This is a genomic window from Facklamia sp. 7083-14-GEN3 (assembly GCF_024742075.1).
Classification (GTDB): Bacteria; Bacillota; Bacilli; order Lactobacillales; family Aerococcaceae; genus Facklamia.
In genome coordinates this window covers 447,303-461,020 of sequence record NZ_JANSGD010000001.1, presented here as the reverse complement: position 1 = coordinate 461,020, position 13,718 = coordinate 447,303, and the positions used below count along the sequence as shown (strand labels likewise).

Genomic DNA, 13,718 nt, shown 5'->3' with positions numbered 1-13,718 from the left:
TAAAGATAGGTCTTTTATTAAATAATTATTCTTCATCCATTTGTAATACAGCCATGAAAGCTTCCTGCGGAATTTCAACGTTTCCGACTGATTTCATACGCTTCTTACCTTCTTTTTGTTTTTCTAATAACTTCTTACGACGGGAGACATCCCCACCATATAGTTTTGCTGTAACATCTTTTCGATAAGCTTTGATGGTTGTTCTTGCAATAATCTTATGTCCGATGGCTGCTTGGACAGGTACTTCGAACATTTGACGTGGAATAATCCCTTTTAATTTCTCAACTAAAGCACGGCCTCGGTTATAGGCGAAATCTTTATGCACAATAATCGAGAAGGCATCGATGACATCAGAGTTAAGTAAAATTTCTAATTTAACAAGATTAGACTCTTTATAGCCAATTAATTCGTAATCTAATGAAGCGTAGCCTTTAGTTGATGATTTCAACTTATCGAAGAAATCATACACAATTTCAGCCATTGGTAGTTCATAGATTACATTTACCCGGAAATCATCCAAATAATCCATTGTAATAAAGTTACCACGCTTCCGTTGAGATAGTTCCATTACCGCGCCCACATAATCATTTGGTACCATAATGGTCGCTTTAACATAAGGTTCAAAAATCTTATCAATCTCGGTAGGATCTGGCATTTCAGATGGATTGTCGATAAGAACTTCTTCCCCATCCGTCTTTTCTACACGGTAAATAACTGAAGGGGCAGTGGTGATTAAATCAATATCAAATTCACGCTCAAGTCTTTCTTGAATAACATCCATATGAAGTAAGCCTAAAAAGCCTGTACGGAAACCGAATCCTAGGGCTTGTGATGTTTCTGGTTCAAAATGTAAAGAGGCATCATTTAATTGTAATTTTTCAAGTGCTTCTCGCAGGTCATTATAATCGGCCGAATCAACTGGGTATAGACCGGCATAAACCATGGGATTTAATTTACGATAGCCATCTAATGCCTCTTCAGCTGGATTGTCTGCTAGGGTTATAGTATCCCCGACACGTGTATCTTGAATGGTCTTGATACCTGCGGTTAAATAACCAACATCTCCTACCATTAAGAAGTCTCTTTTAAGAGGACTCGGTGAGAAGATTCCAACATCAATTACTTCAAATTCCTTACCATTACTCATTAATCGGATGGTATCACCTGGTTTGACAATCCCATTCATTACTCGAATATTTAAAACAACGCCACGATAGGCATCATAAGCGGAGTCAAAAATAAGAGCCTGTAGTGGTTCTTCTATATCTCCAGTCGGTGCAGGTACTTTCTCAACAATTTGTTCTAGAATCTCATCAATTCCAATACCCGACTTAGCAGACGCAAAGACAGCTTCTGAAGCATCGATGCCGATAATATCTTCAATTTCTTTTTGAACCTTTTCAGGATCAGCTGAAGGAAGATCAATTTTATTAATAACGGGTAAAATTTCTAAATCATTATCCACTGCTAAATAAACATTAGCCAAAGTTTGAGCTTCAATTCCTTGAGCTGCATCGACTACCAGGATTGCTCCTTCACAAGCAGCCAGCGATCTAGACACTTCATAGGTAAAATCGACGTGACCAGGTGTATCAATCAAATGGAAAATATAATCAATGCCATCATTAGCCCGATAAGTCAATTCCACTGCATTCAATTTAATGGTAATTCCACGTTCTCTTTCTAAGTCCATGGAATCTAATAATTGCTCTTGCATATCACGATCAGCCACTGTATGAGTTTGTTGTAAAATACGATCGGCTAGAGTGGATTTACCATGGTCAATATGTGCTATGATGGAAAAATTACGGATTCTTTCTTGTCTATTCTTCATTTCTTCTATATTCACTTGACTTCACTTCCTTTTAAGCCTCTTATCAATAGCTAAGGTCTATCTTATCAAAAATTAGTGATTTTGAATAGTTTTCTTTCACCAAGCTATTATAATAAATTAACTATTATATAGAACTTTCTTGCCTTTTTCATTTATTTCCTATAAAAGCTAATAATCTCTAACTTATACTGAATATCAAATATTTAATCTTATCTAAGATAATTAAAAAGCATCAGAGCATAATATATACTCTGATGCTAATAGGTTATTATTCACCGTGAAAAATATCGCGCATCTTATTAAAGAAGCCACCTTCTTGCTCTTTAACATTAGCACCCATTTCTTTAGCTAACTGTTTGAATAATTCATGTTGTTTGTCAGTAAGTTTAGAAGGAGTTACTACTTTAACAGTTACTTGCTGATCACCCGTGTAACCTGAGCGCACACTTGGTGCCCCTTTTCCTTTTAAGCGGAAAGTAGTTCCTGTTTGTGTGCCAGCTGGAACCTTTAATTTAACATTCCCGTGAACAGTTGGCACTTGAATCTCATCGCCCAAAGCCGCTTGGGAGAATGTAATTGGTAAGGTATAGTAAATTTCTGTTCCATTGCGTTTAAATTCTTTGCTTGGCTCTACATGGAAAACTACATATAGATCGCCATAAGGTCCACCATTTGACCCCGCTTCACCTTGTCCAGAAAGGCGAATTTGATTGCCTTCTTCAACACCTGCTGGTACGGTTACTTTAACTGAATGACTGACAGACTCTATACCAGAGCCATGACAAGTGGTACATTTTTCTTTAATTTCTTTACCTGTCCCACCACAAACATCACAGGTTGTTTGCGTCATCACACGACCAAATGGAGAATTTCGTTCTACCTGAATAGATCCTGTACCATGACATTTATGACAAGTGACAGGTTCTGTGCCCTCTTTAGCACCTGTGCCGTGACAAGTATGACATTCTTCATTGCGGTTATATTTTATGGTCGTTTCCTTACCGAATATAGCTTTTTCAAAGGTTAAGTTAATACGATATTGCAGGTCATTCCCCTTACGAGGAGCATTGGCTCTACGCCCTCCTCCAGCAGATCCGCCAAAGAAAGTATCAAAGATATCTTCAAAGCCAAAGCCTGCTCCACCAGAGAAGCCACCAAAACCACCGCCGCCAAAACCGGCTCCAAAGTTAGGATCTGTTGAAGCATGGCCATATTGATCATAAGCAGCGCGCTTTTGACTATCACTTAGGACCTCATAGGCTTCTGCAACTTCTTTAAATTTTTCATCAGCCCCTGCTTCTTTATTAATATCCGGGTGATATTTTTTGGAAAGTTTACGGTAGGCCTTTTTTATGTCAGCATCACTGGCATCACGCGATACGCCTAAGACATCATAGTAGTCTTTTTTATTTGCCATTTTGTCCCTCCTTACTCATTTTAAATTCTTCTGATAAAAGACAAGAGTCGAGGACTTAGCCTAGACTCTTGCTAAAGTATGTCTTAATTACTCGTCGACTTCTTCAAAGTCAGCATCGACAATATTATCATCAGAAGATGATTGAGCATCAGAGGCATCTGTTTGATTTTCTTGAGCAGCTTGTGCTTGTTGAGCAGCTTGCTCGTAAAGTTTAACGGAAAGATTTTGAATTACTTCATTAAGTGCATCACGTTTTGTTTTCATTTCTTCTAAATCATTCGCTTCTACAGCTGCTTTCAATTCATCACGAGCTGCTTCTGCTTTAGTCAATTCATCTTCAGAAATGTTATCATTATCTTTCAATTCATCGATAGTCTTATTAGTTGTGAAGATCATTTGATCGACTTCGTTACGTAAATCCGCTTCTTCACGACGTTTTTTATCAGATTCAGCATTCGCTTCAGCATCTTTAACCATACGCTCAATTTCTTCATCTGATAAACCTGAAGAAGATTTGATAGTAATAGTTTGTTCTTTTTGAGTACCTAAATCTTTGGCTGAAACGTTGACAATACCGTTTTTGTCAATATCAAAGGTAACTTCAATTTGTGGAATTCCACGAGGTGCTGCTGGAATATCAGTCAATTGGAAACGACCTAGCGTCTTATTATCCGCTGCCATTTCACGTTCACCTTGTAAAACATGGACGTCTACTGCTGGTTGGTTATCAGCTGCAGTTGAGAATACCTGTGATTTAGAAGTTGGGATAGTAGTATTACGGTCAATTAATTTAGTAAATACCCCACCCATTGTTTCAATACCAAGTGATAATGGTGTAACGTCTAATAGAACGATGTCTTTAACATCACCAGAAATAACGCCACCTTGGATAGCAGCACCCATTGCTACTACTTCGTCTGGGTTAACCGATTTGTTAGGTTCTTTTCCAGTTTCTTTCTTAACAGCTTCTTGAACTGCAGGGATACGTGTCGATCCACCCACTAAGATTACTTCGTCAATTTCAGATTTACTTATGCCAGCATCTTTCAAAGCTTGACGAACTGGTCCTTTAGTTCTTTCTACTAAATCATGTGTCAATTCATCAAATTTAGCACGAGTTAAGGTTGTTTCTAAGTGCAATGGCCCATCAGCTGTTGCTGTGATGAATGGTAAGCTGATTTGAGTAGAAGTCACACCAGAAAGATCTTTCTTAGCTTTTTCTGCTGCATCTTTCAAGCGTTGTAGAGCCATTTTATCTTTAGAAAGGTCAATAGAGTTTTCTTTTTTAAATTCTTCAACTAAGAAATCGATCACTTTATTATCAAAGTCATCCCCACCTAGTTTATTATCCCCTGCTGTTGATAATACATCAAATACACCATCACCTAATTCAAGGATTGAAACGTCAAAAGTTCCTCCCCCTAAGTCAAAAACTAGGACTTTTTCTTCAGCATCCGTTTTATCTAAACCATAAGCTAAAGCTGCAGCAGTTGGCTCGTTAACAATACGTTCAACTTCTAAACCTGCAATACGTCCAGCATCTTTAGTTGCTTGACGCTGTGCATCGTTAAAGTAAGCCGGAACAGTGATAACTGCTTTCTCAACCTTATCGCCTAAGTAATCTTCAGCAAATGATTTCAAGTGTTGTAAAATCATGGCTGAAATCTCTTGAGGTGTATAGCTCTTACCACCCATTTCAGTCTTGAAGTTGTCTTCACCAATATGACGTTTGATGGAAGCCACTGTATCAGGGTTTGTAACTGCTTGACGCTTAGCTACTTCACCCACTTGAATCTCATCATTTTTGAAAGCTACTACAGATGGAGTTGTGCGGTTTCCTTCTGGGTTAGTAATAATTTTTGCTTCTCCACCTTCTAAAACGGAAACAGCAGAGTTTGTTGTACCTAAGTCAATACCTATAATTTTAGACATATAATCTACTCCTTTATTAATTTAGTTTGGTTAAAAATTAAGTGCTTAATAATTACGCGGACACAATCACCATGGCTGGACGAATAATGCGATCATTAAGGATATAACCTTTTTGTAGAACATTTACTACAATGTCAGTTTCTTGTCCTTCTTCCGCCGGTTGTGTGGTTACCGCTTGATGATAATTTGGATCAAAAGTTTCATTTAACGGATTGATCACTTCAATTTTTTCTTCCTTAAAGGCATTTAAGATTTGTTCATAAACCATTTGAATTCCTTTATGGATTGCTTGACTCTCTTCTGTACTCGCTTCGATTTGTAAAGCACGCTCGAGATTATCAATCGCATCAATTAATTTGTTTGCTAGAGATTGCGAACGATACTTAGCCGCTTCTTGTCTTTCGCGACTATTCGAACGTTGCATATTAGCAATTTCAGCCTGTAGACGTAAATTTCTATCTTCTAGATTCTGAATAGTTTCTCTTAATTCATCTTCGACGGAAAACTCTTCCTCTACTGGCTTTTCTTCAGTTTCTTCATTTACATCATTACTCATACTATCCTGATTTTTTTCTTCTGAACTTTCAATGACTTCATCTTCTACTGACTTTTCTTTTTCTTCTTTAAGTTCTTGAGAAGATTGATTATCATTCATCTTTTTATCCTCTTCTGTCACTTGATGACCTCCTTTATTGATTAAATTCTCTTAATATCTGCTCCATTAGGACAATCATACGTGAATATTGCATAGTCGATGATCCTAAAATACTTAAAGTCATTTTGTTTAAGTCTTTTGTGAAGGTTCCCGTCACTAAAGATAAATGACGCATCCCTTCCGGAGCAAACTCTTGTCCGAAAAGAACTTCGATTCCATCTTGGCGTTGATCAAAGAGATCAAACAATTCATTTGATCCATCAATCAAATTGAATAATTTTTTGTATTCATTGTTGGAGTAACGTTGATCCAAACAATTAAAAATATTATTCTTGCCAGAAACAAAATACCGCGTTCCTTTAACTTGTTGAATTGACTTCTCAACTAAAGGAGAAAAATCAATCGAAGTTGACAATTGTCTTTGCATAATCATCGGAATAGTTAGTTTAGTCCTCTGATAAGCATCTTCTAAAGTAATACTTTTCAATTCTGAATTCAGAATTGAACGCATTTGACGTAAATCTTCTTCCTCAACCGGATAAAGAGTCTGGAACATTTTATTTTCAACATGTCCTTGATCTGATAATAGGATAGCCATTACTTGATGGTTACTCAAAAGTACTAACTTAAAGTCAGCTACTCGATGCTCTTCATTATTCTGTCCAAAAACCAAGCAAGGTAAGCCGGTTAAAGACACCAATAAATCCGCAGCAATTTTAGCCATCTTAAAATTATCTTGTTGACGATTTAAGAAGATTTCGCTAACTGCTTTGAGATCCGCTTCATAAGACTGTTCCCATGAATCTGTCTCAATTTTAGTGATTAGGCGATCTACATAGTAACGATAGCCTTCATAAGAAGGAATTCTACCACTTGATGTATGCGCCTTAACAAGAAAGCCGTTTTTTTCTAAAACAACCATCTCATTACGAACAGTTGCCGGACTTATGTCAAGAAAACTCTCCTTGAGCAAAGTCTTTGATCCGATTGGTGCCTCTAAATTAGCATAAAGGCGAACAATCAATTCTAAGATTTGGTGTTGTCTAGCTGTTAATATGATCAATCACCTCACATTATTAGCACTTATTTAGTTCGAGTGCTAACTGTCTCTATCTTACTACCCTCTATTACCTTTGTCAAGGGAATATGCCCATAAATTTAAAAAAATTAGCACTCTTCTCTATAAAGTGCTAATTCTCTGCATTTATTGGACTTTTATTTAAAATACGCCCGTGTATGAACTTGATCCTCCTCAAGCTGATCAATCAAACTTTCAATACCGTCAAATTTAATCTCGCCACGCAAGTAATGATGCCACTTAACACGAACCCTTTCACCATAAATCATTCGATCAAAGTCTAGAATATAAACTTCAACGGAAAGTTCTTTCACATCATCAAAGGTAATGTTATATCCAATGGAAGCCATGCCAATATGCCATTGACCTTGGACACAAATTTCGACCACATAAACCCCAATACCAGGTGTTAATTGACCAGGATTAATTGCCACATTAGCCGTAGGAAATCCTAATTTTCTTCCCCTTTTTAATCCATTGATGATAATCCCTCTAGTTTCATAAATGTAACCTAATTCTTGATTAGCTAAATCAATATTTCCATTTGATATCTGATATTGAATTTCACTGGAAGATATTTTTTGGTCATCGATGGTTTTTTTAGGAATTTCACTAATTTTGAACCGTCCTTGACTATGGTCGATTAATGTTTGCATATTAGCAATCTCTCTAAGACCGTAAGTGTAATCAAAACCTGCCACCACATGAATAGCATTCAAATTAACCATATAACGATCCACGAACTCTTGGGGACTTTGCGCGCCCATGGCTGAAGTGAACTCAGCAATATATAAGATATCTACTCTATTAGCTTTCATTAGTTCTTTTTTTCGCGTATTGTCGCTTAAGTAATGGTAGTGGTTCGGATGAATTTGTTGATATACGAGACGAGGTGTGTGGTTAAAAGTTAAAACTGCTAAGGATACTTGATACTGATCAGCTAATTGACGACCTTTTCTGATAACTTCCTGATGGCCTAGGTGAACACCATCAAAAAAACCTAAAGCTAAAACAACAGGTTGATCATATATTTTTTCGTGATCATAGGGATGTGATAAGTAAATAGTCTGCAAGCTTAATCTCCTTCCATTGGAAACATCTTTATTGGTTTTATTAAATTCTCTTTACTAGGGTGCGGACCATAAATCGCCAATAAGCGCTCTTGATAAAACAAGGCAGTTGGCTCTATAAGTCTCTCATTAAAATAATTGATGTCTAAAACTTTCCCATGCTTTATATCTGCAAACTGCTCTTGATTTAGTTGAATTTTAGCATAATGCGATACGGCCGATTCAATCGGATGAACGGCTGTATTTAAAGCGTCTTTTTCTGCTAATTGTCTCAAGTCGTCTAAGCGATAGCTATCCACTTGACGGTAACCTGCTGCTTGAGTCCTTACTAGTTTTGACATATGACTAGGATATCCTAATAACTTACCGCACTCCACAGCTAACGTTCTGACATAAGTGCCTTTACTGCACTTCACTTCAAAAGAAAAAGTTTGTCTTTTTTCACTTTCGTAATAGCGTGACGCTTCTAAACGTTTAAAATAATCGATATATACTTGACGTTTAGGTCTTTCCACTTCAAGACCAGCTCGAGCATATTCATATAGTCTTTTACCTTTGACCTTGACTGCTGAGTAATAAGGGGGAATCTGGGTGATTTGACCTGTTAATGAATACATAGCTTGATCAATGACTTTATCTTCGATAGCCTGCTGAACTAATTTCTCTGCTATAACTTGACCCTGTGCATCTTCCGTATCGGTCGCTTGCCCTAAAGTGACTTCCCCTTGATAGACCTTTTTGCTATCCATTAGTATTTCAACTAATTTGGTTGCCTGACCTAGACAAACAACTAAAACCCCTTCAACTTCAGGATCCAAGGTCCCACAATGGCCTACACGCTTCATTTTAAAAATTTTACGCATTTTGAAAACGACATCATGACTAGTCATGCCCTTTTCTTTCCATACAGCGACAATTCCGTTCATTCAAGCCAACCCCTTCATTAATAACAATTATGATTATACTTTACTTGTTACTTGCTTCCAAGCAACATTCTTAATTCCAGGAAGATTAAAAAGCTGTTTTAACGCCTCTCATTTATGAGATCAGCGAAAAAACAGCTCTTGATTGATTAAAACATAAAATTATTGATCAGACTGATCTGAGCTTGCTTCATCCAAAGACTCTGATTCATGTAATTGGTTTAATAATGAATCAATGCGACTACCATAATCCACTGATTGGTCTCTTTCAAATTTAACTTCAGGAACCTTGTATAGACTTAAGCGACTTCCTAACTCTGAGCGAACCTTACCTGTGATAGCTTTCAAGCCATCACTTGTTTTTTGTCTTTCACCGGCTTTATCACTAAGAGTTGAGTAGAAAATCGTCGCATTTTGTAGGTCACCAGTAAGCTCTACATCAGTAATAGTAACGCCTTCTACACGAGGGTCTTTAATCTCTTTTAGAAGGATGTCATTCACTTCTCGCATTATTTCTTGACGAACACGTCCTATACGATATTTAACCATTTAAAACTCCTTTATTTTCGTTCAACTTCGACCATACGGTAGGCTTCAATAATATCATCAACTTTGATATCATTATAGCCCTCAATCATAATTCCACATTCTAATCCTTTGTTTACTTCTTTAACATCATCTTTAAAGCGTTTCAGACTTGCAAGATCTCCTTCATAAATTACAATGTTATCACGAATCAAGCGAACCTTGCTTGTACGTTGAATGAAGCCATCTAAAACAAATGAACCAGCAATGGTACCTAATTTAGAAACTGAATAGGTTTCACGAACTACTGCTTGACCTGTCACTTCTTCAACATACTCAGGGTCTAGCAATCCTTTCATAGCTGTGTCAATTTCATCAATCACATTATAAATAATATTATGAAGACGAATATCTACTTGTTCTTCCTCCGCTTGCTGCCTTGCTTGAGGAGTTGGTCGAACATTAAATCCTACTACGATTGCTGATGAAGCATTGGCTAAAGTTATATCAGCCTCATTAATTGCTCCGACCGCTTGATGGACAATATTAACTTTTACTCCTTCAACATCTATCTTCATTAAAGAAGCGGCTAAAGCTTCCACTGAACCTTGAACATCTGCTTTTAGGATGACGTTGACTGATCTTAGCTCGCCTTCTTGTAAAGTTTCAAAAAGATTATCCAAAGTAACTTTCTTCTTAAGGTCTCTTTGTTGTTCTTGAGCTTTCTGAGCTCTTTCTTCTCCAGCTTGACGAGCTGTTTTTTCATCTTCAAAAACAACAAATTGATCTCCCGCTTGAGGTGCATCATTCAAGCCCGTAATTTCAACTGGCATGGATGGACCAGCCGAGCGAATTCGACGGCCTTGATCATTAACCATAGTTCTTACCCGGCCATAAGTATTACCAACAACAATTGGATCACCTATGTGCAATGTTCCATGTTGAACTAATAGAGTAGCAGTCGCACCGGTCGCTTTATCTAAGCGTGCTTCGATTACTGAACCTAAAGCTAGACGATCTGGATTGGCTTTTAATTCTTGAACTTCTGATACCAATAAAATCATTTCTAATAACTCATCCAAATTAGTTCCGTATTTAGCAGAAATATTAACAAAAATATGTTCACCACCCCAAGCCTCAGAAATAATACCGTGTTCTGATAACTCAGTCATTACTTTATCAGGATTGGCTTCTGGTTTATCAATTTTGTTAATTGCCACAATAATCGGCACATCTGCAGCCTTAGCATGATTAATTGCTTCAACAGTTTGCGGCATCACACCATCGTCTGCTGCAACGACTATAATTGTAATGTCGGTTACATCCGCACCACGTGCACGCATAGTAGTAAAAGCAGCATGCCCTGGTGTATCAAGGAAAGTAATCGGTTTATCATTCAAGACAATTTGGTAAGCACCAATATGCTGAGTAATTCCTCCGGCTTCTCCTTCAGTTACCCTAGAGTTGCGGAATGAGTCCAGCAGACTCGTCTTACCATGGTCAACGTGTCCCATAATAGTCACAACTGGTGGACGAATACTTTGATTTTCATCTTCAGCAGCTTCTTCAAAATAGTGATCTAAATCAGAAACTTCGACGATTACTTTTTCAATTGGCTCTACACCATACTCTAAACAGATAAGTTCAATCACTTCTTTAGAAAGCGCTTGGTTTTGATTGACCATCACACCTTGAAGGAGTAATTTTTTAATAATTTCAGTTGCATCTCGGTGGAAACCTTTAGCAATATCTTGCACATTCATGCCTTCGGTATAGTGGAACTCTTCAGGAAGGTCTTTGTGCTTACGAGCTGTTAAGCCCTTAGACTCTTTCTGATAGTTATTGTTTTGCTTACCACGACGGCCACGACGGCGATCGCCACGACTTCTTTTAGATCCGCCTGTAGATTTATTGGACGAATTGCTTTGATTGTTTTGGTTAGATTTTTGTCCCTTTACAGCTTGTTTATTATCAGCTGATTTCTTCTGGTTAGAAACTGCATTGTTATTAGCGTTTGTATTCTTATGACCTTGTGCTTGAGAATCTTTTTGAGAAGATGAATTTTTAGAAGTTTTTGATTTATCTTCAACCTTGCTCTGATTAGCATCTTTATTATGATTGTCTTTTTGATTTGATTCTTTAGTAGCTTTCGTCTTCTCAACATCCTTTTTGGTTTGTTTACTGCTAGCTTTATTATTTTGTAAAGCCTTCTTTAATTGTTCTTGTTGTTCTTGTGTTACCGAGGACATATGGCTATTAAAATCAAAACCATTATTTTCAGCAAGCACTAAGACTTCTTTTGAAGTCATATTGTTTTGTTTAGCAAATTCATATATACGAATCGTACTCATACAAACACCTTCCTATCTTGTATTATTGATTATTCATTGTATTTTCTCCTGTCACATAAGATAAAAATTTTTCAGCCATCCCTCGATCAGTAATCCCACAGACAGTGCGTGACTTGCCGATTGCATGACTAATTTGATACTTTGTAAAACGATGATTAATGGCTATTTTATTTTCATTAGCCAAACGATGGTAGCGTTCACTAGTGGAAACACTGGCATCAATCGCTAAAATCAAAAGTTTAACTTTTTTGTTCTTTGTGGCTTTAGTGACTAATTCGTCACCGGAAATTAATTTTGAAGCTCTTTGAGCCAAACCTAACAAATTGAGTTGTTTTTCTTCTGGGCTCATAGTAATTCTTTTCGCGCCTTTTGATGGTCTAGAAAACGATATAATTCTTGATAAAACTCTTTATCAATCTCCGTTTCAAAAGTTCGGTTAAAAACTTTTTTCTTTTCAGCTTGTAAGGCTAATTCTGGATCCAAGGCAATATATGCTCCTCGTCCATTCTTTTTGCCTGTAGGATCTATTTCGATTGATCCTTCTGGGGTTCTGACAATACGGATTAAATCTTTTTTGGGATGAGATTCACCAGTAACGACACATTTGCGCATGGGAATTTTTCTTTTTTTCGCTTGGCTCATTTCCATCCTCCTTTAATTATTCATAAGTTAATAGCTTATTACTCTTCTGTTTCTTCTTCAAACACTTGCGCCAGATCTTCTTCGAGTGATTCCTCTTCAAGCTCTTGATTCTCTACATTAACTTCTACTAGCTCTTCATTTAACTGACTTGAAGACGCTTCAAGCATTTCTTCTGAATTATCTGTTTTCTCTTCAACACTTAATTCTTCTTGGTCAGCTGTTTGAGCTAATTCTTGTTGAATTAAGTATTCTTGATAGCTAGTCTCAGATTTAATATCAATCTTATAGCCGGTCAAGCGAGCAGCTAAACGGGCATTTTGACCTTTTTTACCTATTGCCAAGGATAACTGATAATCTGGCACCACAACAATGCAAGCGTGATTATCTTCATCAAACACAACATTCATCACTTCTGCTGGATTCATAGCATTTTTAATGAAAATAGCTGGATCTTCATCCCATTGAATGATATCCATATTTTCACCATTTAATTCATTGACTATGCTTTGAACTCGAGATCCTCTAGGGCCAACACAGGTTCCAACTGGATCTATGTTAGAGTCTCGGGAAGAAACTGCCACTTTTGAACGATCACCTGCCTCACGTGCAATAGAGATTATTTCAACAACCCCTTCATAGATTTCCGGAACTTCTTGCTCAAATAATCTTTTAAGAAAATCAGCATGCGAGCGTGAAACGACAATCTGCGGTCCCTTGCTCGTCTTATCTACCTTGACTACATAGACTTTTACCCGTTCATCCATTTGAAACTGCTCAGTTGGAATTTGTTCACTTGCTGGCATAATAGCTTCAACTTTACCTAAGTTCACATAAACATTACGCGCATCAGAACGTTCGATGGTTCCTGTTAAAATTTCATCTTGATGAACAATAAATTCATCATAAATAATATCTCTTTCTGCCTCGCGTATTCTTTGCATAACGACATGTTTAGCTGTTTGAGTAGCAATTCGTCCGAAATCTTTAGGGGTCACTTCAAATTTAATCTTGTCTCCTATTTCATAGGCACGATTAATTTTCAAAGCTTCTTCCAAAGAAATTTCCAGAGTGGAATCATAATTGATATCCACAACTTCTTTCACTGAATAGACTTTAATATCGCCTGTTTCTTCGTTAAAAACGACTTCCACATTTTGTGCTTGGTCATAATTTTTCTTATAGGCCAATATTAAAGCAGATTCTAAAGCTTCTTTTATAACTTCAGGTTTTATCCCTTTTTCTGCTTCAAGAACCTTCATCGCATTTACTAATTCTTTGCTCACAATTAACT

General features: G+C 37.1%; 12 protein-coding genes. All 12 read right to left on the bottom strand.

Annotated features, from left to right (window positions below; translation table 11 throughout):
- Positions 1-25 precede the first annotated feature (25 nt).
- On the bottom strand, positions 26-1,849 hold the full coding sequence (gene lepA / locus NW240_RS02185; RefSeq protein WP_258435812.1) for a translation elongation factor 4: 1,824 nt from the start codon (positions 1,847-1,849) through the stop codon (positions 26-28).
- Between the two features lie 253 nt (positions 1,850-2,102).
- Positions 2,103-3,251 carry a molecular chaperone DnaJ gene (gene dnaJ / locus NW240_RS02180; RefSeq protein ID WP_258435811.1) on the bottom strand — a complete coding sequence of 383 codons (1,149 nt, stop codon included), beginning with the start codon at positions 3,249-3,251 and terminating at the stop codon, positions 2,103-2,105.
- A gap of 87 nt (positions 3,252-3,338) precedes the next feature.
- Entirely contained in the window at positions 3,339-5,183 is a 1,845-nt protein-coding gene (gene dnaK, locus NW240_RS02175; RefSeq protein ID WP_258435810.1) for a molecular chaperone DnaK, read from the bottom strand.
- 52 nt (positions 5,184-5,235) lie between these two features.
- Positions 5,236-5,859 (bottom strand): nucleotide exchange factor GrpE, encoded by a 624-nt coding sequence (grpE, locus tag NW240_RS02170; RefSeq protein ID WP_258435809.1) that lies wholly within the window; start codon positions 5,857-5,859, stop codon positions 5,236-5,238.
- Positions 5,860-5,872: 13 nt separating this feature from the next.
- Positions 5,873-6,901: a heat-inducible transcriptional repressor HrcA gene (hrcA, locus tag NW240_RS02165; protein WP_258435808.1), complete on the bottom strand. Its 1,029-nt coding sequence runs from the start codon at positions 6,899-6,901 to the stop codon at positions 5,873-5,875.
- Positions 6,902-7,053: 152 nt separating this feature from the next.
- The gene (gene ribF / locus NW240_RS02160) at positions 7,054-7,989 is read right to left on the bottom strand and encodes a riboflavin biosynthesis protein RibF (RefSeq protein WP_258435807.1); all 936 of its coding nucleotides are present in this window, start codon (positions 7,987-7,989) and stop codon (positions 7,054-7,056) included.
- Positions 7,990-7,991: 2 nt separating this feature from the next.
- Positions 7,992-8,912 carry a tRNA pseudouridine(55) synthase TruB gene (gene truB / locus NW240_RS02155; RefSeq protein WP_258435806.1) on the bottom strand — a complete coding sequence of 307 codons (921 nt, stop codon included), beginning with the start codon at positions 8,910-8,912 and terminating at the stop codon, positions 7,992-7,994.
- 159 nt (positions 8,913-9,071) lie between these two features.
- On the bottom strand, positions 9,072-9,458 hold the full coding sequence (gene rbfA, locus NW240_RS02150) for a 30S ribosome-binding factor RbfA (protein ID WP_258435805.1): 387 nt from the start codon (positions 9,456-9,458) through the stop codon (positions 9,072-9,074).
- An 11-nt stretch (positions 9,459-9,469) separates the two neighbouring features.
- The gene (infB, locus tag NW240_RS02145) at positions 9,470-11,785 is read right to left on the bottom strand and encodes a translation initiation factor IF-2 (RefSeq protein WP_258435804.1); all 2,316 of its coding nucleotides are present in this window, start codon (positions 11,783-11,785) and stop codon (positions 9,470-9,472) included.
- Between the two features lie 22 nt (positions 11,786-11,807).
- The gene (locus tag NW240_RS02140; RefSeq protein ID WP_258435803.1) at positions 11,808-12,134 is read right to left on the bottom strand and encodes a ribosomal L7Ae/L30e/S12e/Gadd45 family protein; all 327 of its coding nucleotides are present in this window, start codon (positions 12,132-12,134) and stop codon (positions 11,808-11,810) included.
- A complete protein-coding gene (gene rnpM / locus NW240_RS02135) occupies positions 12,131-12,427 on the bottom strand; it encodes an RNase P modulator RnpM (RefSeq protein WP_258435802.1) in 297 nt (98 codons plus the stop codon). The genes NW240_RS02140 and rnpM overlap by 4 nt, the downstream gene beginning before the upstream one ends.
- Positions 12,428-12,465: 38 nt before the next feature.
- A complete protein-coding gene (gene nusA, locus NW240_RS02130) occupies positions 12,466-13,710 on the bottom strand; it encodes a transcription termination factor NusA (RefSeq protein ID WP_258435801.1) in 1,245 nt (414 codons plus the stop codon).
- Positions 13,711-13,718 lie beyond the last annotated feature (8 nt).